Origin of the sequence: Desulforhopalus sp. IMCC35007, assembly GCF_005116575.1 — a bacterium.
Taxonomy (GTDB): domain Bacteria; phylum Desulfobacterota; class Desulfobulbia; order Desulfobulbales; family Desulfocapsaceae; genus Desulforhopalus_A.
In genome coordinates this window covers 39,088-65,009 of sequence record NZ_SWCN01000005.1, presented here as the reverse complement: position 1 = coordinate 65,009, position 25,922 = coordinate 39,088, and the positions used below count along the sequence as shown (strand labels likewise).

Genomic DNA, 25,922 nt, shown 5'->3' with positions numbered 1-25,922 from the left:
GGCGCCAAGTGGATACCCAGTTCATACCTGTTGAACAGTTTCAGATCTTTCTTATCATAACCGCCCGAGTAGCCGGGTTCATTAGTGCCATTCCTGTTTTCTCCACCTCACAGACACCCACCCAGGTTAAAATAGGTCTAACCGTACTCATGTCGCTTCTGCTGTTTCCCCTCATGGAACCCTCAGTCGGTAAAGTTTCTCTTGAAATCACACCTTTTGCCATGCTTATTATCGCAGAAGTTTTACTCGGGCTGATGATCGGACTTATAGCCAGGCTCATTTTTACAGCCGTCGAATTTGGTGCTACAGTTATTGGTTTTCAAATGGGATTTGCGGCGGCGAATGTATTTGATCCACAAAACCAGAGACAGGTGGCTTTAATTTCCCAGTTTCAAAATGTTTTTTCCATTCTGATTTTTCTGGCGCTAAACGGTCACCATATTTTTATCCGTACGGCAGTTCGTTCCTACGAACTCCTTCCACCGGGTCAATTCAACTTTTCCGGAGAGGCTGTTCCTTATCTCTTTGAACTTTCATCTCACATGTTTGCTCTTGGGGTTCAATTCAGCGCGCCTGTCCTTACGGTTCTTCTTCTCTCGGGACTTATCCTCGGGATATTGGCGAGGGTTTTTCCGCAACTTAATGTCTTTCTCATTTCTTTTCCCATCAATATCGGCACGGCATTTATTGTCATTGCTTTGACACTCCCCCTCATTGCCATGCTTTTAGGACGAGAATTTGACTCATTACCGGAGCGATTCAGTACAATTCTACAGTACCTGGCCAATTGAACGTCAACTCGGCAGGTGCCATATTTGCAAGAAGACTTTTAGTTTTCAAAAAACACTGTGCACGGTGTTAATAATCACTGGATACAATTGATTTCACGGATAGGTCATGGCTGAAGAAAGCGGCTCAGGTGGAGAGAAAACTGAATCTCCATCGAGTAAAAGAAGAGAAGATTTTCGCAAGAAAGGACAGGTAGTCCAGAGCAAAGAGGTACAGACGGCGGCCCTTTTCTCTATAGTCCTGCTCTTCTGGATATTTTATCTCCCTGATTTTTGGAATAAAATAACAACGCTGCTTTTTTCTCTCTGGCAATCAAGCGGACAATTCGAGATAACCCCTGTCTCCACCATGAGCCTGTCAGCCTTTCTTTTACAGCAGCTTGCCCTGCTCATGGCGCCTCTTTTTGTCCTGGTACTGATCATTGCAATCTTCTCCAGCATTTTTCAATTTGGCTGGCTGCTCACCGGCAAACCGCTTATTCCTGATTTTTCGAAAATGAATCCCATCAGTGGTATGTCGAGATTTTTTTCCAAAAAATCTATGCTGGAAGTTGTGAAATCTCTGCTTAAGGTCATTCTTATCGCTTTTATAGGTTACTCCACGGTTCTCAATAATTTTGAGGAAGCCCTCATTCTGGTGGATGTAAGTGTTGTTTCTGCAATAAGTTATTTAGGCAGGATTGCCCTCATTGTTTTCGCCAAAATTTGTGCTCTGCTTATATTCCTGGCCTTTCTTGATTTCATGTTTCTCAAATGGGAAATGGAAGAAAAAATGAAAATGACCAAACAGGAGGTCAAAGAAGAGTACAAGGAAGCTGAAGGAGATCCGCATATCAAAGCGCAGATTCGTTCGATCCAGCGAGAAATGGCAAGAAAAAGAATGATGGCTGATGTACCAAAAGCTGATGTAATTGTTACGAATCCAACCCACATATCTGTTGCGATTCAATATGATTCAAAAAAAATGGATGCCCCCATAATCCTTGCTAAAGGTGCCGATCATATCGCAATGCGAATCCGGGAGCTCGCCCGTGAAAACGATATCCCTATTGTCGAGAATCCTCCTGTGGCGCGTTTATTGCATAACCTTGAAATAGGAGAATATGTCCCTGAGGATCTTTTCAAGGCAGTCGCAGAGATCCTTGCCCATGTTTATTCATTAAAAGGAAATAATTTCTAATGGAATTGACCAGTATCACACCCAATCTTGTCGGCCTGAGGCTCAAGCAGCTTTTCGGTCGCAGTGATGTGGTTGCAGCCGTGGGACTGGTGTCGATCCTGATGATCATGATCATCCCCCTGCCCTCGATCATCCTCGATCTGTTTTTATCAACCAACATCACCATCGCTCTTTTAATTCTTATCATCAGTTTATACACAGTTAAGGCGACTGATTTTTCTATTTTCCCTTCAATACTTCTCACGACAACCTTGTTTCGCCTTGCCTTGAACGTTGCTTCAACCCGTCTCATACTTCTACACGGCGACGAGGGCCCTTCCGCTGCGGGTTCTGTCATACAGGCTTTTGGTCAATTTGTCGTCGGAGGAAATTATGTCGTAGGTATTGTAATCTTTGTAATCCTCGTTCTCATCAATTTCATGGTTATCACCAAGGGTGCTGGACGTGTCGCTGAGGTTGCAGCCAGATTTACCCTGGACGCCATGCCAGGAAAACAGATGGCGATTGATGCCGATCTCAACGCCGGGCTTATCAATGAGTCAGAAGCAAGAAAAAGACGTGAAGACGTCGGTAACGAGGCAAATTTTCATGGAGCAATGGACGGTGCTTCAAAGTTTGTTAAGGGAGATGCCATTGCAGGCATCATTATCACCCTTATCAACATTGGTGCTGGCTTTATTATTGGTGTGGCCCAAAAAGGTATGCCCATGGCCGAAGCCGCCGCTAACTACACCATCCTTACTGTCGGCGATGGTCTGGTTGGCCAGATCCCCGCCCTGATCATTTCAACCGCCGCTGGTCTGCTGGTCACACGTTCCACGGGTGACAAGGACTTTGGCTCTGATCTTAAAAAGCAATTTTCACATAATGCCGTAGCCCTCTGGGTTGTATCCGGAATATTAGTGCTCTTTGCCTTGATTCCAGGCCTGCCGTTCTTCCCTTTTCTTATTTTATCAGGTTCTCTGGCACTTCTTGCCTTTCAGATCGACAAAGGTAAAAAGGTGGCGGAGCAGGTCATCAAAGAAGAGCCACCCAAACTACCTGCAAAACAGGAAGAAAATTACGAAGAGATGCTCCATGTGGATCTTTTACAATTGGAAGTGGGTTATGGGCTTATTCCTTTTGTCGACTCAGCCCAGGATGGTGAGTTACTCCACAGAATTCAGTCCATACGCAAACAATTTGCCCTCAATAACGGCTTTATAGTTCCCCCTGTTCATATACGCGACAATCTGCAATTAGCCCCGAACCAGTACTCCTTCTCACTCAAAGGTGTGCAGATCGCCCAGTCTGAAATCCTGCCCGGCCATTTCATGGCCATGGACCCAGGCTTTGTGACAGAAACCATCTCTGGAGTCGCAACGACCGAACCTGCCTTTGGTTTGCCAGCCATATGGATCTCATCGGATAAAAAGGACCGGGCCCAGATTGCAGGTTATACCGTTGTTGATTGCACCACTGTTATGGCAACCCACATCAGTGAAGTTATCAAACAGCATTCCCACGAGCTTATCGGCAGACAGGAAGTTCAGGCTCTGCTCGACAATCTTGGTAAAATGTATCCAAAACTTGTTGAAGAACTGGTACCAACAATTCTCTCTCTTGGAGCTATTATGCGGGTTTTGCAGAACCTGCTTAAAGAAGGTGTTTCCATTCGCGATCTTCGAACCATCCTTGAAACCATGGCTGACTGGGCTCCGTCAACCAAAGATACAGATATCCTCACGGAATATGTTCGCCACGCACTTTCCAGAACCATCAGCAACGACCTTGCTGTAAACGGTGTTATTCCGGTCCTTACTCTTTCAAAGCCTGTTGAAGAGGCTATCCAAAAAGCCGTACAGCACAAAGACAGAGGCAGTTATCTTGCAATCGATCCCACTACTGCACAAAAAATACTCGATTCTATAGGCAAGGCCATTCCATTATTTGATAGTGGCAGCAGACCGACAATACTTTCCGCCCCTCAAATACGCCCATACGTTCGTAACCTTACAGAACGATATTACCCGGCACTCACTGTAATTTCACACAATGAGATTACTCCGAGTCTAAAAGTCAGATCTCTTGGCACGGTGACGATAAATGCAAGTTAGAGTCTTTCAATCAGAAGATATGGCAAGCGGCCTGAAAATGATTAAACAAGAACTCGGTCCTGATGCGCTTATTCTTTCCACAAAAACCATCAGGAATGGCAAGTTTGGTTTGTTGAGTAGACCGATTCTGGAAATTACAGCTGCTATTGATAATGATTTTAAAGAAAAAACCGCACCGGGAAAAATAAAATTACCTTCTCCGGAAAGAAAAAGTTTTAACCGTGTTGTCAATGATCCTGTTGTCCAGTTTTTAAATCAGGATCTCAAACCCCAGACAACAGAGGAGCCTTTTCAGGAATGTTTTAGAGAATATCCTTCTTCTGCCTCGGCAACACGATCTGCGGCACCGGAGCCCCCTTCCACTGCTCCCGAGCCCGCCACATCAATGAGCAGTAGCGGCTCAGCTCCCCCCAAGCAGCTTTCAGGTCTTGAAACGGAGGTCAACGACCTCAAAAAAATGGTCAAAGATCTTGCCGGGCAGATATCAACATTCAGCCAATCAAACAGCTCCGGGTCTGGCTCTACGGAACTTTCACGCAATGCTGCCACGCAATCGGCATATATTTCCGATCAAGAAACTGTCTCCCAGATCACAAAAGATCCACTCATCTCACTTCTTATTGCAAGAGGAATAGAGACAGAAACAGCAGAGACGATAGCAGCTGAGACCAGAGACAGCTTTGCCGATCGTGATCTCAATGACATAAATGTTGCCACAGATGCCATCCTTGAAACCTTGCAAAAATTAATTCAGGTAATCAATCCACCTCGCGTAACAAGACTCCACGGCCAGCAAAGAATTGCCCTTATTGGACCTACTGGGGTAGGAAAAACCACGACACTTGCAAAAATTGCAGCTGCACACATGATGCAATCTTCCAATTCCATAGCTCTTATTACAATCGACACCTACAGAATTGCCGCAGTGGAACAGCTGAAAGTCTACGGAGAGATCATGCATCTTCCTGTGGACGTGGTTATCACCCCGGAACAACTTGAACAGGCTCTTAACAGACACAAGGACAAAGAACTCATTCTTATCGACACCGCAGGCAGGAGCCCAAGGGACAGCTACTGTATTGACGAGCTTGCCTCTTTTTTGTCCCCGGAATACAATATAGAAAAACATCTAGTTCTCTCCGCAACCACCCGTGAGAGTGAACTTTCTGAAACCATTCGCCAATTTCAGAAACTTGACTTTTCCAATACTATTTTTACAAAAATAGATGAATGTTTGAACCTTGGGGTTCTCCTCAATACACAAATTCATAATGAAAAACCAATATCTTATATTACGAACGGACAAAGAGTTCCTGAGGATCTTTTGCAAATAACACCTCAAATGATAGCGAAATTGATCATGTCTCAAGACCAAGGATCCACGCATGAGTAATACATCACGATCTGCCGATGACCAGGCCAAAACGCTGAGAAACATCAGCGCTCCTGATACTGGCGCGATAAAAATAAACGATACGCAATCGACCAGTGTCTACTCCATCACCAGCGGAAAAGGTGGGGTGGGGAAAACTGCAGTTGTCGCAAATCTTGCCTACAATCTTGCCGCAATGGGAAAGCGGGTTCTCATTCTCGATGCAGATTTAGGCCTTGCAAATATCGATGTTGTCTTTGGCCTGTCACCCCTCTTTAATCTCAATCACTTTTTCTCCGGCGAACGTGAACTGCAGGAGATAATGGTAGACGGCCCCAAAGGAATAAAAATCCTCCCGGCAGGCTCGGGAATACAAAATTTCATCAGGCTTGATGCCCAGCAAAAAATGCGCTTACTGGACGGCCTGGATGCAATGCATAATCATTTTGATTTTGTTCTCATTGACACCGAGGCTGGAATCTCCGAAAATGTTACCTACTTCAACACGGCTGCACAGGATATTCTGGTTGTCACCACACCGGACCCCACTGCAATAACTGATGCCTATGCGTTAATGAAGCTGCTCTCAACCCAGTATCATGAGAAGAAGTTCAACCTTGTCGTCAATCAGATTCGAAATGAGGATGATGCTCTTGATGTCTATCGCAAGCTCACCATGGTAGCCAATAGATATCTCGATATATCTATTGATTACCTGGGATCTATCCCCGAAGACAGGCAGATGGTTGATTCGATCAGAAAACAGCGGGTCATCAGCGAGATCTTTCCAAACTCAAAGATAACCCAATCTTTTAAGGAACTCGCAACAAGAATCAGTTCAGAGCCCTCACAAACATCCCCGAAAGGGAATCTACAATTTTTCTGGAAAAAACTGCTTAACATGCGGGGGTAATATTAGTGATGCTCTATGATCGACGACCGCAAGCGGAAGATATATCACAAATTATAAAGGACCACCTGTATCTCGTGGATATCCTTGTGGGCAGGATGGTAACCCAGGTCCCCACTTTCATGAACAGCGATGACATGAAAAGTGCCGGCATGCTTGGCCTGTTCGATGCTGCAAAACGCTTCGATCCTGCAAAAAATATCAAATTCAAAACCTTTGCCGAATATCGAATACGGGGCGCCATTCTCGACGAAATGAGAAAACTGGACTGGTTTTCCCGTTCACTGCGGGACAAGCAGAACAGGGTGGGCAAAACTATTTTCAGCCTTGAGCTCAAGCTGGGCCGCGACCCTGAAGATTATGAAGTCGCCGAGGCTATGGAACTATCGCTGGACGAGTACCAGAGCCTCTTGGCTGAAGTCAGCCATCTCGGCTGCGTCAGTCTCAATGAAACCCTCGACAGCAGTGAGGAAGGTCGATCCTTTATCGACTCAATTACCGATGAAAAAAGTGAAATTCTTCCCGGCGCACGGATTGAGCAACAACAACTCACCGAGAAGATGGCGTCAATACTGGAACAGCTTTCTAAAAAAGAACGATTAGTTGTTGCCCTTTATTATTACGAAGAGCTCACCCAAAAAGAGATTTCCGAGGTTCTCGACCTTTCCGAAGGAAGAGTTTCACAGTTACACAGTCAAGCTCTGATAAAGTTAAAAACAAAGCTTGCCACCCAAATTTACTAGGCAACAGCCCCGGAGGAGACAGCAATGCAACACTCTCTTGCAATTTTTTTCCTGATTATCCCCAGTGTGTTATGTCTCTTAAGCTTAACAAAATATATTCTCGTCAAAAAAGAGAACAAGCTGCTCGCCCAGGAGATAAAAACCACCACCAGTCAACTTGAACTGCACAGACAGAAATTGACTGAATTAGAGTGGCGACACAACGAAATCATGAACTTTCACAACTCAATGCAACAAGCTGAACTTACCACCAAATTTCAGGCACCTCGATTACAGGCTGCCCACAGCCAAACCAGCAGTCACAAGACAAACAGTACCCCTGAAAAGTATAAATATATACACTCACTCATAGAAAACGGCATGGGACCTGATGAAATTGCATCTGTTTTGTCAATCTCCCTCCATGAAGCCCGCCAGCTGGTATGCCTCTCTACGATAACTCCAGCTGCCTGATACCGTTGAAAGCCATCTTCCTACTAAAGAACAGGCGGAAAGAACCGATAAGTAACTATAGGATTTTCACACAGTTTTCATCTCAAAAAGGAGAGGTTTCGGCAGGATAAAAAAGGGCCTTACTTTTTATTTCATATAAAGAGATCGGCACCCGAGTTTACAGCTGCCTTCGAGGATACGATTACACTGCGTAAGATTGAAGCCTCGTCAGACCGCAGTTTTCAAGCAGTAAATATGAACTTTTACCCCACGAGAACGATATGGTTTCAGGAAAATACAGTGCGCTCTCAGGTGCCATAACCCGCGAACAGGCTATTGCCAACATCACCAACAATCTCGCGAATGTGAGCACCTCAGGCTATAAAAAGTCCAATGTGAGCTTTGAGTCTGTACTGAAAGGTGAAACACAGGCCAAACAGGCAAAAGGTATCAACTACAACCGTATTAATCAGAATTTCACAGATTTCTCACCCGGAGCCATCCGCCAGACCGAAGACCCTTTGGATATTACTATCCACGGTGAGGGCTTCTTAAAGGTCCAGGGGCCGGAGGGACCACTTTACACAAAAAGAGGTGATTTAGCGGTAAACGGAGAAGGCCTTCTCACGACAAGTAACGGACTCCCCGTACTCGACGATACCGGTGGAGAGATAATCATTCCCGATACAGATAGCACTCAAATTGCCTTTAGCGACTCCGGAGCTATTTATACCCTAGGGGAAGAAGGAGCCAAAACAGAAGTCGGCCAACTCGGTATTTTTCAGATCAGTGACCCTGCAAAACTCAAAAGAGAATCAGACACCACCTTTTCTCTTGCAGATGGAGCCACAGAACTCCCCGATGACAACTCCCGAATTCTTCAGGGGAGTCTCGAGTTGTCAAACGTGAATATGGCTGCAGAAATGGCCAAAATGATTGACAGCTACCGAACTTTTGAAACGTACCACAAAGTACTAAAAAGTTATTCCACCATCGGCGAACAACAGGAAGAACTGGGTACACTCAGCTAAGTTTATTTCATTTATATTTTAGAAGGAAAGCATACTATGATCCGCTCTCTTTGGACAGGCACAACAGGAATGCACGGGCAGCAAGTAAACATTGATGTTATTGCCAATAATCTCGCCAACGTAAGCACAACAGGTTTCAAGAAAAGCAAGGCTGATTTCCAGGATCTGCTCTATCAAGCCATGAAGGTTCCCGGCAGCCAGACCTCAGCAGACACCGAATCGCCCACCGGCATCCAGATAGGACTGGGCGTCAAGCCTGCAGCTGTAACGAAAATCTTTACCCAGGGAGATCTCATTCAAACCGAAAATGAGCTAGACATCGCCATTGAGGGCAATGGTTTTCTTCAAATTGAACAGCCCAATGGGAACACTGGCTACACAAGATCGGGAGCGTTAAAACTTGACAGTGACGGACGCCTTACCAATTCAGACGGCTATCCAATCACTCCAGCCATCACTATTCCAGACGGGTACACTCAGATAACCATCGGTGAAACCGGTATCGTCAGCGCCCTGATTGATAATGACACCGAGTCCACCGAACTCGGGACCATACAACTCGCCACTTTTACCAACAATTCCGGCTTACTTGCCATTGGCCAGAATCTTTTCGAAGAATCGTCCTCATCCGGCACACCGCAAACCGGAACACCGGGTGATGAAGGATACGGTACTCTTTTGCAAACCTATCTTGAGGGTTCCAATGTAAACATCGTCGAAGAGCTTGCCAGTATGATCACCACCCAGCGGGCCTATGAAATCAATTCCAAAACAATTCAAACGTCTGATGAGATGATGCAGACGACAAACAACCTCATATAGTTATGATTCGCTTACTTGCCCTCTTCACATTGCTTTTCTTGACCCATCTGCAGACAGCGCATGCCTTTGACGTGACGTTTAAAAAAATGGCAGAGGTTGATGACGCACTTGTGAAACTCGGCGACGTTGCCACGATTGACACGGTTTCCGAACTTGGCAAGGCACTCTTGACTGTTCCTGTTGCCAATGCGCCCGAACCAGGAGAAACAACATATTTTCGCACCGCTAATATTAAAAAATATCTTTCCACCAGCCAGTCACTACCAGACAATATCAATTGGGGCGGTGCGCCTTCTGTTAAAGTCCAAAGAAAAGGTATTTTCATTGATTCGACAAAAATGCTCGATATCATTGCCGAATACCTGCGGTCCCAAAAGGATAATCTGCCGCTGGCTGTAATCCATTTTATTCCATCAGCACTTCCCTTGCCATTCACCCTGCCAACAGGAGATCTAAGCTATCAGGTTATCCCGTCCAACCCCGGGATACTCAGCAGTTCCAGGTTTTCCATTATTTTCAGCGTAGATGATACGGTTGTCAAAAACATGTCTGTTCGTGGCAGAGTTGAGGCCCGTGCCAACATTATCACTGCAGCAACGCCGGTAAAAAAAGGAACCATCCTGGAGCCACGCCACCTGCAGGAAGCAGTCATGGATATCAGTGACATTAAGGATCCCGGTTTTTCCCCTGATGAGTTTATAGGGAAAAAAATCACCCGTTCCATTTCTGCCAGCACCCCTCTTACCATGTCAATGGTTGAAAGTTTACCGGTGGTACACCGGGGGGAAAAAGTTAAAATCGTCATCCAGTCCGGGCCAATGATGCTGACAGCAACAGGTCTTGCCCATAGTGACGGCAAACTTGACGAACTGATCAAAGTACAAAACATCAATTCCAATAAGGTGATTTTTGGGCGAGTCACAGCGCCCGGTATTGTGGAGGTTATGTTATAACATGAAACATTCTATCTTATTTTTCCTGTTGATCATCGCACTTGGCGGCTGTGCAAAAGAGGAAACTACGCTGAGTGTTATTCAGGAGCCACTCGAAGAAATATATGACAGTAAAGAAGTGGCAAAGGAATCCGGCTCCTTGTGGAATCAGAGTAATGGTTCCATGTTTACAGATCATAAGGCCCAGCAGATAGGCGACATTGTGACCGTTCTCATCTCTGAATCATCCAGTGCCTCTAAAGCCGCAACCACAAGTACGTCCAGAGAGACAAACATGTCTGCTGCCATTTCTAACTTTTTTGGCCTTGAAAATGACGATGTCTGGGAGGGCTATAATCCTGTAGATCTTTCAAATCTTGTTAATGCAGACTTTGCCAATGGCTTTGATGGAAGTGGCTCCACAAGCAGAACAGAAGACCTTACCGCATCTCTGACCACCCAGGTGGTTGGCAGATATCCAAACGGTCAGCTGAAAATCCGTGGTGGCAAGGAAGTTATGGTCAACAGTGAAGTGCAGATGATTTACCTCACCGGTATTATCAGACCTGTCGATATTACTGCTGCAAATACAGTGAGTTCGACAAAAATACTCAACGCCCGTATCAGCTATACCGGAAAAGGCTCCATCAGTGACAAACAGAGTCCCGGCTGGGCAATGCGATTTCTCGATAATGTCTGGCCTTTTTGACAGTACGTTCTTTTACAATCGATCACACCCTGGCGTGTAAGCTATGAAAAAAAAATCCATACTGTGTCTTTTTTGTACAATTCTTCTTTTAGGGGTACAGAGTGCTCATGCCGCCCGTATTAAAGACATTGCCAACATCCATGGAGTACGGGATAACCAACTGATCGGATACGGAATCGTCACCGGCCTCAACGGTACGGGCGACGATATGAAAAAATCAGTTTTTACCCTTCAGGCCATATATAACATGATGGTCCGCCACGGAATCACCATTGACCCTGATAACATCGACGATATTAAAATAGAAAATATTGCGGCAGTAATGGTTACAGGTACCCTGCCCCCATTTGCAAAATCCGGGTCCCGAATGGATGTACAGGTTGCCTCAATTGGCGATGCTGAGAGTCTTGCGGGGGGAACCTTGCTTATGACACCACTTCTAGGCCCGGATGGCAATGTTTATTCCGTGGCTCAGGGCCCAATAACCATCGGTGCATTCTCCTATGGAGGCAAAGCAGCCACAGTTCAGCAAAACCATCCGACAGTAGGTCGCATAGCAAGTGGTGCCATCATTGAGAAATCTGTGCCCATGGAGATTGGTGAAAACGGAATACTCCAATACCAGTTGCGGGATGCCGATTTCACGACCGCTTCAAACCTTGCAGCAACAGTGAACAAACGTTTTGGCGCAGGTACCGCTTATGCCGATAGTCCCGGCACCGTTCAGGTGAAGGTTCTTGAGCCATACAAGGACAATGTCGTCGATTTTATAGCATCCCTTGAGATCCTCGACGTTGATTCCGATTCAACAGCAAGAATTGTGGTGAACGAAAGAACCGGCACCATTGTTATGGGAAAAGATGTGCGACTCTCAACAGTCGCGGTCTCACACGGAAACCTCAGCCTGATTATTCGCGAAGACCCTCAGGTATCGCAACCAGCCCCATTATCAGGAGGTCAGACTGTCGTCACCCCTCAAACCACAGTTGATGTTATTGAAGACGATGGAGAGCTTGTCCTGCTCGACATGGAAAAAGGTGTTTCGATCGGTGAAATTGCAAACGCCCTCAACGCAATTGGTGCAACTCCCCGCGACCTTATTGCAATTTTTCAAGCAATAAAAGCTTCCGGTTCCCTTCAAGGCGAGCTCATCGTTCTCTAACCAAAAGGATATTCTCATGGATTTCAAAATAGACCCTCGTATTCACATAAGCGCGTCAACCCAGCATACCTCCGATCGCAAAACCAGAGATCTTGCATCCCTGAAAGAATCAAGCAGAGAAATGGAAACAATGTTCGTAATGGAAATGTACAAGGCAATGCGCAAAGCAGTACCCGAAGGTGGTCTGTTTGAAAAAAGCAATGCCACTGAAATGTTTCAGGAAATGCTGGATCTGGAACTTGCAAAAGAAACCACGAAGGGCGAAGGCGTGGGACTCGCCAGCGCCATGTATGAGCAAATGGCTTCTTATATTGAAAATAAAAAATAGCTCGATACATTCAGATACAATCATCGTTTTTTCTAAAGTTTTCCCAACTCCACACCGATAATAGTTATAAGAGGATATAAATACACTTGAAAATGGGCAAGGAAGCTCAGTGAAATCCGCAGGGAGGCAAGACAATGATCAGCAACACAGGCAATAGTTTACCTCTTAACAATATAACTATCAAAAATACTCAATCTTTCGAACATACAATAAAAGCTACTCCAAAATCTTCTTCTGAGAAAAACAATCTCAGTCAGGTTACCGACCGGGTAAACATCTCTTACAATTCTGAGAAAAATACAATTCAAGAATACGACATGTCTCTTGAACAAACGGCTGGAGATGGGCTCGACCTGTTAAGAGGGTTAGTCCTCAACATATTCAAAGAACAGGGAATCGAATACAAGATTCCAGTTGCAGACTCAGAAATTAACTTAGAAACCATTACTCCAGAAGAAGCTGAACAATTAGTTGCAGATGATGGATATTTCGGGGTAGAAAAAACAGCTGAAAGAATTTTTAGTTTGGCTGTGGGAATCGCAGGTGGCGATGTGTCGAGACTGGAAGCTATAAAAGAAGGTCTGAATCAGGGTTTTCAAGAAGCTGAAGACGCGTTTGGAGGAACTCTTCCAGACATATCTTACGAAACCTATGACGCTGTAATCAGCAAATTAGACGAATGGGCAGACGTTGAAAGCAGCCCAGAATCTTAAACTCAGGTGAAGTCATGAGTGTGGAATTTTTTGGAGTCGGTGGTCCAGGACAAATCGGTAATCTCAAGAAGACTGATAAGACCTCCGCTGAAACAAAAGGGGTCGTTTCAGGAGGGGACACTGTTCAATTTTCTTCTATCTTGCAAGAAGTTAATAAGGCTCAGTCCACTTCAGCCAGTGGTAACACTGAGCGAGCAGAAAAGGTCCAGGAGCTCAAAGCTCAAATTCAAAATGGTTCCTATGAGCCTGATTTACAAAAAGTCTCATCTTCCTTGCTTCAATTTCTCGTTGAGGGGAAATAATATGAGCACCGGTACAACCCACGATTACCTCGTGAGAATGCGTGATCTTATTTTACAGGAAAGAGAATGTGCCATCAACCTCGATATGGACGGGATGACTGAAGCTGTACGAGAAAAAGCTGAGGTAATGAAAGTTCTCGCTCATATTGAAAATGTGGACGAAAGCGATAAAGAAATTGTCATGCAGATCCGCCACGAAAACCGACGCAATGCATTTCTCTTTAAATCCACTCTTGGTTGGATCAGAAATACCATGGAGTTTTTTGGCCAAAGAACTGTCACATCGACGTATGGTTCCCGTGCAAATACCGTAGCCTCTCATGTTAATGGTCGGCTGCTTTCAGGTAGGGTGTAAAATATGGCTGGCCTGACAAGTGCTCTCAATGCTGCAAAAACCTCTCTTGAAGTAAATCAAAAGACGATAGAGGTCATCGGCAACAATATCTCGAACGTGAATACAGAGGGTTACTCACGCCAGCAAACGGTAATGGAGGCCTACCCTTCACTGAATTTTGGTGATTTCTTCATTGGCCAGGGCGTTAAAATAACAGATGTCAGCCGTGATCATGATGTATTTATAGAAGGTCAAATTCAGGAAAAAGCTGCAGAATATGGCTACCAGTCATCCATGAGCAGCCCCCTTGCCGAACTGGAACGTATCTTTAGCGTCACAGACGATAATCTGTCTTCTGACATTGACACCTTCTTTGACTCATTAAGTGAACTTGCCGCAGATCCCAGTGATCTCATCCAAAGAAACAATGTCATCCTGCAGGGTGGCGTCCTTGCTGACAGTTTTAATGGTATAATGGACGATCTTGATGCAGTTCAGGATGACATCAACAATACACTGGTCTCTGAGATTGACAGTATAAATAGCAAACTTGAAGAATTAGCAGAACTCAATGACCGTATTTACAAAATAGAGATACATGGTCAAACAGCAAACAGCGCCAGAGATTCAAGGGAGTCACTTATAAAAGATCTGGCCATGACCATTGGGGCAGAAACCTATGAAACGGAAAATGGTATGGTTTCTGTACAATTACCAAATGGCCTTCCACTTGTAGAAGGCACCATGGCAATGACCTTTACCAGTGAAGCCGTAGGCAACGAGCTCACAATATCTCTTGAAGCTGGTGGAGTAACCAGAGAACTCAGCGAGAATAGTTTTGGCGGTGAATTCAAAGGGCTCATGGAAATACGGGACACCTTTATACCAGATCTCGAAGCAGATATGGATGAGCTTGCCTACGAACTCAGCGTGCAGATCAATCTGCAGCATATGGCCGGAGCTGGTCTGGACTCCAGCACAGGTAATCTGTTTTTTGCTATGCCTCCAAATTATGTAGAGTCGCCGCCTGCGGCTTCCCCAACGGCAACTGAATATAAAGGTGCTGCAAGAGCGATGTCCGTCGCCATCACCGATCCAAACAAAATAGCTGCTGCCGAAGCGCCTGATTCGATCCTGGATTCTGTAGCAAAAGGCGATAATCGCAATGCACTGCTACTTTCAAGCATTGGTTCCTACCTGGTCAATGATACTGATAGCTTCACTTCACTCTACGGAAAAATAGCTGCAAAAGTCGGAGTAGAGAGCAATCAAAACGAATTGTCTCTCTCTGGAACAGAGGATGCCCTGGTACAGCTCGAGAACTTAAGAGATGGAATATCTGGAGTTTCTTTAGAAGAAGAAATGATCAGTCTCATTCAGTTCCAACGAGGTTTTGAATCTTCCGCAAAGTTTCTATCTACCATAGATGAAATGATGACGACTATTCTCTCTATCAAACAATAGCCAGGCGGTAGTACAATGAAAGTAACAGACAGCTCAACATTTCGATTAATGCAGACGAATCTCAACAGGATTACCACCGACCTGTTGGATCTTCGTACCCAGGGTGCCACCGGACTTAAATTTACGACCGCATCGGACAATCCAGGCACTGTTCGACCGGTTCTGACAGCCAGAACACAAATCCAGGAAAGCGAGCGTTATATTGATACTCTTGGCAAGGCCTCAGATGAAATGGCTTCAACTGACAGTCACATGGCCCACATTGAAGACCTACTTGTCAGAGCCAAAGAGATTGCAATTAATGCTGTAAATTCCTCGCTCAGCCAATCCGATCTTAACACTCTCGCAGATGAAATCAGCGAGTTGCGCTCGGAGCTAATGGACTCAGCCAATGCTGTGGTAGACGGTAAATACATTTTTGCAGGGTATAAGGAAAGCACTGTACCCTTTGTAGAAAACGAAAGCTATGACGCCTCTACATACGATATCAGTGATGTAAGCACCTGGCCGTATCTTTACCAGGGAGACCCTTACCCTACAAAACTTGAAATTGCCAATAACGAATTTCTTGAGGTGAACCTTACGGGAAATGAGCTCTTTATGGGGATAACCAATGAGATTGCAGTTAATGGTTACTCCAGTCCATATCAGGGGGAATCCTTAACCTCAGGGGACCTTGGCATTGGAACCGGGGACATAACCATAACACCGGACGGTGGAACTACAGTTACCATTACGGCCGCAGACCTCACTGATACCGATGACAACTATGCCGGTAAACTCTCCGCTCTGTTTAACCAAAGCGGCACGAGTCTCGTCAGTACAACCAACGCGGCAACGGTTGACCTCGGAACACTTTCACTCTCAGATTTTGACGAGACTGCGGGAGATTCATATGCCCTCGACATTACCTCTGGAGGTTCAACTGTATCCATTAGTTTGACAGGGTCTACGGGCTATGATTTCACTCTTGATGGCCTTGCCTCGGCGCTTGCCAACAGCCTGCCGCAACCCACCAACCTCTCGTCTACCGGAGGGACTTTATCCAACGGAGTAAGCTATGATATTTCCAGCGGTTCTCTTGTTCTCACCGGACCAGATAATGGCTCTGAAATAGAACTCAGTGAAACAGTCACAGGAGGTTCGGCAAGCAGTGGAATTGGCGGAGATCAGACGGTTTTTGGGACCATAAATATCGCCACAAATTCAACTACAGATGTCTATGTTGATGGAGCTGGCCTAAGTGATATCGGACTCTCAACCACTAATCTTGATGGGGCTTCAGGCCGTGTAGATATTTTCACAGTTCTCATGCAGACAGAAGAAGCAATACGGGCAGGTAATGTTTCCGACGGTTCTATCGAAACCCAAATAAACCAGCTTGAGATTGCAGCGGATCAAAACCGCACCTATCGTTCCATCCTTGGTAATAGAGCCACACGTGTGGAATCCGCTTCAGACAGCCAATCCCAGGCTCTCATCGACCTTCAAGCAATATTATCCAGATATCAGGATGCTGATATCATAGAAGTGTACAATAATATTATTCAAAAAGAATCCGCTTATGAAGCAGCACTCAATATAACCGCACGGGTTTCTCAAATATCAATCCTTGATTATTTTTAGACAACGACTAGAATAAGGTTCCTAAATCTTAGTATTTTTCACTTATTCAGGCCAGGTGCCATTACTTCGGAGTGCAGTATGCTGGTCCTAACAAGAAAGGTAGGCGAAGGAATTATCATTGGAGAGGACATCACTCTCAAAATTGTTGAAATTAAAGGCGGTACTATTCGCCTGGGCATAGACGCTCCACCTGATAAAAAAATATACAGGCAGGAAGTGTACGATAGGATAGTTACACAAAATAAAGATGCAGCTCAGTGGAATATGATAGATCTTGATAGCCTTAGCGACAATCTCACAACCAAGAAATAATATGATGGAAAAAATTATTACACGTTTTGGTGAGGTAGAATACGATCCTGAGAACCTTCTTCATTTTCCAGAAGGGATGATTGGCCTGCCACAACTGAAAAAATTCATTGTTATGCCAAACAAGAAAAAAGGGCCACTCTTCTGGATACAGTCAGTAGATGAACCGGAATTTGCCTTTGTACTCACTGATCCCACAAATTTTTTTCTCGACTATAATATTAAAACCGAAGAGTCTGAAAGAAAAACCTTGCAAATGGGCAAAGAAGACACCATTTTTGTTCTGGTGGTGGTCACAGTACCACAAGATCACAAGATAACCATGAACCTGGCGGCCCCGATCCTGTTTTCGCCTCAAACAAATCGTGCTATGCAAGTCATTTTAGAAAAAAGTGATTACAGCACCAAGACTCCTTTGCCGGGGCAAGACAGCAAATAACAAATCGCAACGGCCAATAAACACAAAAAAAGCCATCAGAGCATTTTTGCTCTGATGGCTTTTTTTTGTGATTCGGTTGGGAGTTTTTCCCTCTTGACCAACCTACTCTCCTTCACAATTCTATAGTGACTTATTAATGACTTTTCCAGAAGCACTAGATTTGTGGCCATAACCTTTAAGAGCAGTCCGGCCTCTCTTCAAAGAAGCCATTTCTCCCGCCAGAGTCGATTTAATGTTTTTGACTTCTGTGAGTAAGGTCCTGTTTAATTGCAGTATTTCCTGTTGCAGTTCTTTCTTACTAACAAGAATTTGTCTCTCCTGCTCCAATAATGGAGGACCACTCTTGAGACGTTTGTCAATTTCTATGTCAAGTAGTTCAATCTCACTCTGAAGACTTTGCAGTTTCTTACCGCCAGCAATCAGGATTGCTGGCTTAGACCCTTTCAGAGACTGCTTCAAGGTAACGATAAGTTCACGAAGCTCACATGTCCTACTCCAAGATTTAGAAAAAATATCATTTGTAATAATACAATTCTCATTCATGATCAACGCCCTGTTCATTTAACGAGACATGGAAAAAGAACTGTATTGAGTCTCAGGAGTTTGCCTTGCGGCTACAGTTGCAGCCATTTCTTTTTTATTCAATTCTATAGCCTCAACCCAAGTCCCCCGTAAATCGACGAGAAGCTTCTCAACAACTTTCAACTTTTCAACATCATTGTGAATATTTGCTAAGGTAAGTTCTTTCATCATAAAGTTATATAGAGCATCAAGATCTTCGGCAAAATGACTTCCCATTTTGTGGTCGAGTGTCTTTGCAAACTCTGCAATAATTGCCATTGATTTAGACACCCCGTACCGACGCAGTTCCGGTTTATTTTCTTCGACACCGGTAATAGCCTGACGAGTAAACCTGATGGCACCATCATAAAGCATTATTAAAATCTGCTCTGGAGAGGCAGTACTCACCTGCGTCTGATAATACTGATTCATATTATATCTGTTCATTTAAATATCCTTACGAAGATGATGATTTGAATGTTTGGGTGAGGTAATCGCCTATACTATTCAACTCACTCACGAGAAGTTCCATTGCTGAGAATTGTGCGCGTATTCTTTCCTCAACTTTTTCAAGCAAATATTCCTTCCGTGTAATCTGATCATCAAGATCTTCCATTTTTTCGTCATAACTATCAGATTTAGTGGCATAAATACCATCAGCTGAAGAGGTCACTTCAAGCATATACGTATTTAATTCTTTCATGACCCCGTCTACGGTACCATCACCAGCAAACAGTTTAACAACATCTTCAAAATTTTCAGATAGAGCCTCATCCACCTTAGAACTGTTCATATACAAGGTCCCATCATACTGAGTCGAAAGGCCGATCTGACTGAGAATCTGGAGAGAACCACTATTATTACTCGCACTTGACAAGGTACTCTGCAAACTCCTCTTGATACTGTTGATTGACGAATCTCCCCGCAAGATATAGGCAAGAGTAGTCGTATCCTCATCGGATTCATCATCGTCATCTGGATCATCGGTATCTGTAGTACTATCTACGTCAAACTGATCTTCATCATAGGCGGATGAAATCCACTCCATTATTCCATTATAGGCGGAAACGAAAGTAGTAATTTTCTCTTTGAGAGTATCTGTGTCAGCTTCAATCGTAAGGGTCGTTGTGGCATACTCGGCGGGTTCGTCATCTGTGGCAGCAGTAACTATCTCACTTACCTCATTAAGATTGAGAGTAACCCCGGAAATAACACCGGACAAAGTATTACTATTTCCAACAACTTCCAAACCATCAACATAGGCAATGGCTTGCTGTGCATCTCTGACTCTTGTTGTTGTAAAGTCTACGGCATAACCAGAACTATCGACCAAGCTACTGCTGATTTCAAAAGAAGATGAAGCATCAACACCGGAAAACACCAAATGATAATTTTCACTATCACTACCATCATTTAAAAGTGTAGCAGTAACTCCAGTCTCTCCTGAAAGTGCATTAATCGATTCCATTAACCCCTGAAGGCTATTGTTGTCACTACCAATAGTGATAACCTCCCCCCCAATGGTAATGGATCCTGACCCCAACACAGATTCAGTCGACGAACTGAAGCCTGCTCCTATATCCTTTTGTACCTGGGCCAATTGGACAACAGAAATATCATAACTTCCAAGTTGTGCACCATCCGAAGATGCACTGATAGTATCTTCTGAGTTCAGCTTAGTCTTTGTAAGACGCACTTCATTTGTTAAATTCAGATCACTTACTGCCGTGCGAAATGCTTCTAGCTTGTCATCGAATTCTTTATAGGCCTTTAATTTTAGCGCCTCATATTCCTGATCTTTTTCAAGACTTTCAACTGCGGCATTCTCCACAGCCATTAGCCCTTCAACTATTGAATCAGTGTCTAAACCTGTGGCGAGTCCACTAAATGTAATCGTTGACATGTCTCTTCCTCGGCTACTTGGATAGGAATCTGTAGCCTCAACAGAAAATCTGCTGCAATTTATTTAACAGTATTAACTAACTGCCCACGATATTCTTCAAGACTCGCTTTCATACCTAAAACTTCTTCTGCAGGTACCTGTCGAATCACCTCGTCCGTTTCATTATCCACCACTTTTACAACGAGAGAGTCAAATTCCTGGTTACTTTCAAAACGAACGCTATATAACCCGTCTTCGGTTAATGCCTTTATTTTGCCCAAGATTTCTTCGGCCTGGACAGATTTTTCTTTGGTAAACGCGGTTTGCTGTTGCTCCGCCTCACCTTTTTCTAAATTTTTTCTACCTGTATCCACACTTTCGCTTGCTTTTGGTGCTTGCTGCATTGGAGTACCGGTCACGCTCATGGCTTCAACTTGCATAGTATTCTCCTTTTGATTGACTAAAATCGCTATCGTTTAAACTATCATATAAGCTGGGAGCTGAAACTTCCAGCCCCCAGGTTAAGTTATAATTTAACCGAGCAGTGACAATGCAAGCTGCGGTGTCTGGTTTGCCTGAGAGAGAATAGACACACCAGCCTGTTGCAGAATATTGTTCTTGGTCATCGCCGAAGTCTCACTGGCGATATCTGCATCAAGGATTCGAGAACGTGCAGAAGACAGATTCTCTGACACATTATTGAGGTTAGCAATAGTTGACTCAAAACGATTCTGAATAGCACCAAGTCCACCACGAATGGTATCTACCTCCTTCAGCGCTTCATCAACACTTTCGATGGTGATTGATGCTTCCTCTCGAGTCGAAACGCTAACCTGATCAATGGTCCGTGAACCTTCCTGGTGCAAATCAACACCGTCAGACAGAGTCCACGAGCCTTCGGTTGATGAGACAGCAATATTGGAAGCTGCAGTATCCACCGTAACAAGAGCACTGGCTGCAGTGTCGGCATTAATAAGTGCACCTATTTCACCGAAGGTATCGAAACTACCTGTAGTACTGTCTAGATTCGCCGTAACAGTTATAATATTACCGTTTGTAATTACACTTGAGCCTGTAACTGCTGCATCATTAACAACTTTTATAGAGATGTAGTTACCATCTGCTCCGGCGGTAACTGCTGCCGCATCAAATCCACTGGATGTTGAAGAATTCACAGCAAGAGTGGCCGCTGCTGCGGTCACGGTACTTAAATTCTCAACACCAAGATCACCAGCCTTTGCACTACTAATCGCGAAGGAGATGGTCTGGTTCTCGCCAGCATTTGCACCAACCTGAAAAGTAGCGTTGCTCATACTTCCATCAATAACATTTTTACCGTTGAATGAAGTCGTTTCGGCAATACGATCTAACTCAGCCTTCAGCTGGGTAACTTCATCGTTGAGAGAAGATCTGTCACTGCTACTATTGGTATCATTTGCTGACTGAACAGCCAACTCACGAATACGCTGCAGGATGTTTGTGCTTTCCTGCAATGCACCCTCAGCAGTTTGAGCAAGAGATATACCATCATTTGCATTTCTTGCAGCCTGAGTCAAACCAGTGATCTGCGAAGTCATACGATCAGAGATAGCGAGACCAGCTGCGTCATCTTTTGCACTATTAATGCGCAAACCTGATGACAATCGCTGCATAGAATTATTAAGGTCGCTTTGAGAAGTTCCTAAGTTGCGCTGAGCGTTAAGAGATGCGACGTTTGTATTAATTGTAATAGCCATGAGTTTCCTCCATGAATTTTAAAAATTGGGCATCCTTGCCCGTTTTTTTCTTTGTTACTGTTCACGCTACATTTACTGACGTTAGATTTTGGCCTCCTTATCCGTTAAATTACTATCGATGACCTTAGTTGTATTCCATTGGGCTTTTCACCCCTACACCAACTTATCGGTTGCCCTTCAGCCTTTCTTTAGGCTTTTTAAAAAAATATTTTCTTTATTGTAAAATCCACCTTAAGATATTGATTTCTATAATTTTCGATTAATTTTTCTTGTATTTAAATGATGAATTAGCGACAATATACAAACAAAAACATTGATACAAACAACACTTATTTTTCCAACCATACCTACAGGATCTATGATGGCAGTTTCAAACGAGCCTAAAGACATCAACGTAACTCTGACCTTGTTTCCTGATAACTTCACAAATTCTATATTCGAATCTAATCTTATTTTTTTTAAAAGTTATAACGCTGACATACATAACGCTATCGCCAAGCACCATTGCAAAAAATTTAAAATCTGCAGCAACCCCGATGGAAGCCCTAATATTCTTGATCTCGCTAATAACCGACCTCTTTATAATTTATTCACACGCGAAGAGATAAATCAAGCAATAGATGAAAGTGTTCGCCGACTAAACTTTAGCATAAAAATTGAAAGTTTATTTCTCGGTATTGGTGATGAACGATGGAAGCAAAACAATCCTATACAATACAAAATGTTACAAGGCCTATATGATGGAGGAACATTTCACAATCTGAGAATAACTCCTGATTCTATGAATGCTCTCAAAAAATACAGTAGCGATTTCATTCCGCTGATAAGAATTTATGGTATTGGGTTAGGCCTTCATTTAACAGAGCTCATCAAACAAAAGAATATCAGCTTTTTAAGCATATACGAACCTAATGTGGATCTATTCTACACATCACTTTTTACCACCCCGTGGAAATTGGTCTTTCAATATTTTCAGACAAGAAGTAAAGGAATCAACTTAATAATTGGAAAATCGCCTGAAGAGGCTCTAAATGAAGAAATAAAGTTTCTTTCAAGTAAGATGCTCTCACTTACCACCTACTTTTTTACGCTTACACACCTCAATTCATCTCAAGCAAAAGAAGTCGTTTCCATGGTTACAAAATCTGACGAAGTAGCACGTAAACAATCTGATTCAGGTTGGTACGAGGACCAAAAAGCGGGTTTGTATTTTAGTGCTCGAAATATACGGAATCAGCAAAAGCATTTTTCGGGAAGAAAAACCAAACTTTTTTTTAGAGCATTTATTGTCGGCAGTGGTCCATCTCTAAATGAATCAATAAACTACATAAAAAAATACAAAGACAACGCCATAATAGTTTCTTGTGGATCCGCAATAACACCGCTTCTGAAAGCTGAAATCATACCAGATTTTGAAATAGTACAAGAAAGAGTTTGGCATTTGGAAAAACACGAGCAAAAACATGACCTTGAAAAACTAAAGCAAGTTACGCTCTTAAAGCTCAATGTTGTCAGTCCTAAAATTGATAAATTTTACAAAAACACACTTGTTTTCCAAAAATACAGGGACCCAGGCTCATCTTTATTAGACTCTAGTTTTCCATTTACCACTGCAGTCAACCCCACTGTAACCAACGCCGGAATCTCCATGTGCGCTGATCTTGGTGTTGATGAGGTATATCTCTTTGGGGTGGATTATGGAGCACCTTTGAACAGTGAGACAATGCATGCATCTAATACTTTCTATGACGGTGCGGCCCTTGACGATAGGGTTCAAACTAAAACTAAACATGATTTAACGGGCAATCTTGGAGCTACCATTAGAACAGATGATATTTTATTGTGGTCTTTGATAACCACTGAAGATAAAATTAGAGAATTCCCACACATTAAGTGGGTTAATGTAGGGGAAGGAGCGAAAATCAACGGTTGCAAATCTCTTGACTGTAAACATTTCCCGGATCAATTAAGTCCTAAAATTAAAAAGAATAAACTGCTTGAAGACATCTCAAAATGCTTCAACAATAACTATTCCACAAAAAAGATATTAGCACATCTTCAATGTAAACAAGCAGAACAGGTAAAGGAATATTTTCAGGCCTTACTTGGATTTACAGAATCAAATCCTAAGACCAAAGAAGAGATTATTTATGTCCTGTCACTCATTGACAAAGCAATCAACACAGGAAAGCATCAAACCAATTATCTTCCATCATCTTTGCTTTCTTATGGCTTTAAACAATTTATCGTGAATATTTACCTACAGTCATCACTAGCAGATAATAACGAATCTGCAGCCATTTTTTTTGAACAATCAAAAATAGTCTTAACTTCATACATTCAAGATATTTACAATGATTTTCAAATACTTCTAACGAATATTGAAAAAGAAAACGATATAGAGATGGTCAAAGATTGGCAACCTTTTTCATAAGATACCTTTAAAAATTTCACAATTTTTTTCCAAGGTGGTAAGAGAAATCAAAACGCAGAGAGCAAAATAATCACTCATCGAGTGGAAATATCTCAAAGACCTGTCAAAGTAGGACATAGACAAGGCATTGGAAACTGAAAAGGTGATATTGTAGATCGATATAATCAGTACCCTGGCAAAGCAAGTAATCAGGCAAAACAAAGAAGAATTGGCTAACGCAAGAATTTCGTTGTCTACCGAGGTAGATACCGCATCACTTACATTAGATTGACAGTTATGGTCCCGTGTTACACAGAAAGGGCCCCAGCTTTTAGGACCACTGGATAAGTTATGAAAGTATGCATAGTTTCTCAAACAAACCAGCAAGGAGAAATTATGAAAAAGCAAAGAAGAAAACATACAGCAGCATTCAAAGCACGGGTGGCTCTCGAAGCGATTAAAGGTCTCAAAACTATGAGTGAAATTGCGGCTGAATTTGAGATTCACCCAGTTATGGTGAGTAACTGGAAGAAAGAAATGCTTGAACATTTACCTGAATTGTTCGAGAGCAAAAACACCAAAAAAGAAAAAGACACGGAGAAGAATAAGGAACAACTCCACAGCAAAGTCGGTCAATTGACAATGGAGGTAGATTTCCTCGAAAAAAAGTGTCGGCAGTTGGGAATACCCGTGAAAGGGCGAAACTCATAACGCGGAAATCCCGACTGAGCATTCGTTGCCAATGTCGACTGCTTCATGTACCTCGATCTATGGTTTACTACCAGCTGTCTGGTGAATCTGCTGAGAATCTGCAGCTTATGGAAAAGATAGATCGATTGCACTTAGATGACCCCTCAGCAGGATCGCGTCGCATGTACAAATACTTGCGGCGGTCAACTGGGAAAAAGATAGGACGAGAACGGGTCCGTCGGTTAATGCGGATAATGGGTGTTGAAGCTGTTTACCCTCGAAAAAGAACCACAATCCCTGGTGGGCCCTCGGGTATTTTTCCTTATCGACTGAGAGGATTGGACATAAATAAACCAAATCAAGTAATGTGTGCTGATATAACCTATATACCAATGCGTCGAGGATTTATGTATCTTTTCGCAATCATGGACTGGTATTCAAGAAAAGTGATCGACTGGGAACTCTCCACCACCCTGGACACTGCATTTTGTATCAGATGCCTTAAACGTGCTATAAAAACCTCAGGAGCACCCGAAATCATGAATACAGACCAGGGTTGCCAGTTTACCTCAGATGACTGGAGAGAGTGCCTGGAAGACGCGAATATCGCTATCAGTATGGATGGAAAAGGAAGATGGATTGACAATGTTGTCATTGAACGATTTTGGCGTAGTATCAAATACGAAGACATTTATCTGAAATCCTATGAGAACCCACGTGAGTTGGAAAAAGGGATTGGGGCCTATATTCACAGGTACAACAACTTTCGCCCTCATCAATCTCTTTCTGATGCAACACCAAATGAAGTGTATAGTAAAAAATTATTTTTAGCGGCTTGAAAAACGAAGTCACCCCTTCCCCGCGGGGAAGGGGTGTGGAAATAGATCTGAAACTATGCGTCATATCTAAAAACAGCCAAGTGGTGGTCTAAAAAGCTAGACCACTTCT

The 25,922-nt window shown here is 43.5% G+C and carries 28 protein-coding genes; 23 read left to right on the top strand and 5 right to left on the bottom strand.

Annotated elements, in window-relative coordinates; all coding sequences use genetic code 11:
• The first annotated feature begins 8 nt into the window (after window positions 1-8).
• The 20 genes from fliR to fliW all read left to right on the top strand — a co-directional run bounded on the left by fliR (window position 9) and on the right by fliW (window position 17,692).
• Window positions 9-791, top strand: a complete 783-nt coding sequence (gene fliR, locus FCL48_RS06955; RefSeq protein WP_136871534.1) for a flagellar biosynthetic protein FliR — start codon at window positions 9-11, stop codon at window positions 789-791.
• Window positions 792-897: 106 nt separating this feature from the next.
• Window positions 898-1,968 (top strand): flagellar biosynthesis protein FlhB, encoded by a 1,071-nt coding sequence (gene flhB / locus FCL48_RS06950; protein ID WP_136871533.1) that lies wholly within the window; start codon window positions 898-900, stop codon window positions 1,966-1,968.
• Window positions 1,968-4,064 carry a flagellar biosynthesis protein FlhA gene (flhA, locus tag FCL48_RS06945; protein ID WP_136871532.1) on the top strand — a complete coding sequence of 699 codons (2,097 nt, stop codon included), beginning with the start codon at window positions 1,968-1,970 and terminating at the stop codon, window positions 4,062-4,064. The genes flhB and flhA overlap by 1 nt, the downstream gene beginning before the upstream one ends.
• Window positions 4,054-5,457 (top strand): flagellar biosynthesis protein FlhF, encoded by a 1,404-nt coding sequence (gene flhF, locus FCL48_RS06940; protein ID WP_136871531.1) that lies wholly within the window; start codon window positions 4,054-4,056, stop codon window positions 5,455-5,457. The genes flhA and flhF overlap by 11 nt, the downstream gene beginning before the upstream one ends.
• A complete protein-coding gene (locus FCL48_RS06935) occupies window positions 5,450-6,349 on the top strand; it encodes a MinD/ParA family protein (protein ID WP_136871530.1) in 900 nt (299 codons plus the stop codon). Before flhF ends, FCL48_RS06935 begins: the two co-directional genes overlap by 8 nt.
• 8 nt (window positions 6,350-6,357) lie before the next feature.
• Window positions 6,358-7,089: a FliA/WhiG family RNA polymerase sigma factor gene (locus FCL48_RS06930; RefSeq protein WP_136871698.1), complete on the top strand. Its 732-nt coding sequence runs from the start codon at window positions 6,358-6,360 to the stop codon at window positions 7,087-7,089.
• Between the two features lie 24 nt (window positions 7,090-7,113).
• Window positions 7,114-7,542, top strand: coding sequence for a hypothetical protein (locus FCL48_RS06925; protein WP_136871529.1), 429 nt, complete (start codon window positions 7,114-7,116; stop codon window positions 7,540-7,542).
• Between the two features lie 260 nt (window positions 7,543-7,802).
• Complete coding sequence (gene flgF / locus FCL48_RS06920) at window positions 7,803-8,552, top strand: flagellar basal-body rod protein FlgF (protein ID WP_136871528.1); 750 nt, start codon at window positions 7,803-7,805, stop codon at window positions 8,550-8,552.
• Between the two features lie 36 nt (window positions 8,553-8,588).
• Window positions 8,589-9,374: a flagellar basal-body rod protein FlgG gene (flgG, locus tag FCL48_RS06915; protein WP_136871527.1), complete on the top strand. Its 786-nt coding sequence runs from the start codon at window positions 8,589-8,591 to the stop codon at window positions 9,372-9,374.
• Between the two features lie 2 nt (window positions 9,375-9,376).
• Window positions 9,377-10,327 (top strand): flagellar basal body P-ring formation chaperone FlgA, encoded by a 951-nt coding sequence (gene flgA / locus FCL48_RS06910; RefSeq protein ID WP_136871526.1) that lies wholly within the window; start codon window positions 9,377-9,379, stop codon window positions 10,325-10,327.
• Window position 10,328: 1 nt separating this feature from the next.
• On the top strand, window positions 10,329-11,015 hold the full coding sequence (locus FCL48_RS06905; RefSeq protein ID WP_136871525.1) for a flagellar basal body L-ring protein FlgH: 687 nt from the start codon (window positions 10,329-10,331) through the stop codon (window positions 11,013-11,015).
• Between the two features lie 43 nt (window positions 11,016-11,058).
• Window positions 11,059-12,177 carry a flagellar basal body P-ring protein FlgI gene (locus FCL48_RS06900; RefSeq protein WP_136871524.1) on the top strand — a complete coding sequence of 373 codons (1,119 nt, stop codon included), beginning with the start codon at window positions 11,059-11,061 and terminating at the stop codon, window positions 12,175-12,177.
• 16 nt (window positions 12,178-12,193) lie between these two features.
• Window positions 12,194-12,505, top strand: coding sequence for a rod-binding protein (locus tag FCL48_RS06895; protein ID WP_136871523.1), 312 nt, complete (start codon window positions 12,194-12,196; stop codon window positions 12,503-12,505).
• A 134-nt stretch (window positions 12,506-12,639) separates the two neighbouring features.
• A complete protein-coding gene (locus FCL48_RS06890) occupies window positions 12,640-13,218 on the top strand; it encodes a hypothetical protein (protein WP_136871522.1) in 579 nt (192 codons plus the stop codon).
• 14 nt (window positions 13,219-13,232) lie between these two features.
• Window positions 13,233-13,520: a flagellar biosynthesis anti-sigma factor FlgM gene (gene flgM / locus FCL48_RS06885; protein WP_136871521.1), complete on the top strand. Its 288-nt coding sequence runs from the start codon at window positions 13,233-13,235 to the stop codon at window positions 13,518-13,520.
• Between the two features lies 1 nt (window position 13,521).
• Window positions 13,522-13,875 carry a flagellar protein FlgN gene (locus FCL48_RS06880; RefSeq protein ID WP_136871520.1) on the top strand — a complete coding sequence of 118 codons (354 nt, stop codon included), beginning with the start codon at window positions 13,522-13,524 and terminating at the stop codon, window positions 13,873-13,875.
• Window positions 13,876-13,878: 3 nt separating this feature from the next.
• A complete protein-coding gene (flgK, locus tag FCL48_RS06875) occupies window positions 13,879-15,318 on the top strand; it encodes a flagellar hook-associated protein FlgK (protein WP_136871519.1) in 1,440 nt (479 codons plus the stop codon).
• A gap of 15 nt (window positions 15,319-15,333) precedes the next feature.
• Complete coding sequence (flgL, locus tag FCL48_RS06870) at window positions 15,334-16,944, top strand: flagellar hook-associated protein FlgL (RefSeq protein WP_136871518.1); 1,611 nt, start codon at window positions 15,334-15,336, stop codon at window positions 16,942-16,944.
• A 78-nt stretch (window positions 16,945-17,022) separates the two neighbouring features.
• Window positions 17,023-17,256: a carbon storage regulator CsrA gene (csrA, locus tag FCL48_RS06865; protein ID WP_136871517.1), complete on the top strand. Its 234-nt coding sequence runs from the start codon at window positions 17,023-17,025 to the stop codon at window positions 17,254-17,256.
• A 1-nt stretch (window position 17,257) separates the two neighbouring features.
• Window positions 17,258-17,692 carry a flagellar assembly protein FliW gene (gene fliW, locus FCL48_RS06860; RefSeq protein WP_240744775.1) on the top strand — a complete coding sequence of 145 codons (435 nt, stop codon included), beginning with the start codon at window positions 17,258-17,260 and terminating at the stop codon, window positions 17,690-17,692.
• A gap of 120 nt (window positions 17,693-17,812) precedes the next feature.
• On the opposite strand, the gene FCL48_RS06855 is transcribed toward fliW, so the two are convergent.
• The 5 genes from FCL48_RS06855 to FCL48_RS06835 form a co-directional block, all read right to left on the bottom strand.
• Entirely contained in the window at window positions 17,813-18,235 is a 423-nt protein-coding gene (locus FCL48_RS06855; protein WP_136871516.1) for a hypothetical protein, read from the bottom strand.
• Between the two features lie 18 nt (window positions 18,236-18,253).
• Window positions 18,254-18,700: a flagellar export chaperone FliS gene (fliS, locus tag FCL48_RS06850; RefSeq protein ID WP_136871515.1), complete on the bottom strand. Its 447-nt coding sequence runs from the start codon at window positions 18,698-18,700 to the stop codon at window positions 18,254-18,256.
• A 10-nt stretch (window positions 18,701-18,710) separates the two neighbouring features.
• Window positions 18,711-20,156: a flagellar filament capping protein FliD gene (fliD, locus tag FCL48_RS06845; protein ID WP_136871514.1), complete on the bottom strand. Its 1,446-nt coding sequence runs from the start codon at window positions 20,154-20,156 to the stop codon at window positions 18,711-18,713.
• 59 nt (window positions 20,157-20,215) lie between these two features.
• A complete protein-coding gene (locus FCL48_RS06840; RefSeq protein WP_136871513.1) occupies window positions 20,216-20,575 on the bottom strand; it encodes a flagellar protein FlaG in 360 nt (119 codons plus the stop codon).
• A gap of 93 nt (window positions 20,576-20,668) precedes the next feature.
• The gene (locus tag FCL48_RS06835) at window positions 20,669-21,871 is read right to left on the bottom strand and encodes a flagellin (RefSeq protein ID WP_136871512.1); all 1,203 of its coding nucleotides are present in this window, start codon (window positions 21,869-21,871) and stop codon (window positions 20,669-20,671) included.
• 358 nt (window positions 21,872-22,229) lie between these two features.
• On the opposite strand from FCL48_RS06835, the gene FCL48_RS06830 reads away from it, so the two are divergent.
• From FCL48_RS06830 to FCL48_RS06820, 3 genes are all read left to right on the top strand, one after another.
• Window positions 22,230-24,305: a 6-hydroxymethylpterin diphosphokinase MptE-like protein gene (locus tag FCL48_RS06830; RefSeq protein ID WP_136871511.1), complete on the top strand. Its 2,076-nt coding sequence runs from the start codon at window positions 22,230-22,232 to the stop codon at window positions 24,303-24,305.
• Window positions 24,306-24,680: 375 nt separating this feature from the next.
• Complete coding sequence (locus tag FCL48_RS06825; RefSeq protein WP_169309115.1) at window positions 24,681-24,995, top strand: transposase; 315 nt, start codon at window positions 24,681-24,683, stop codon at window positions 24,993-24,995.
• Complete coding sequence (locus FCL48_RS06820; RefSeq protein ID WP_169309114.1) at window positions 24,953-25,813, top strand: IS3 family transposase; 861 nt, start codon at window positions 24,953-24,955, stop codon at window positions 25,811-25,813. Before FCL48_RS06825 ends, FCL48_RS06820 begins: the two co-directional genes overlap by 43 nt.
• Window positions 25,814-25,922: the final 109 nt, after the last annotated feature.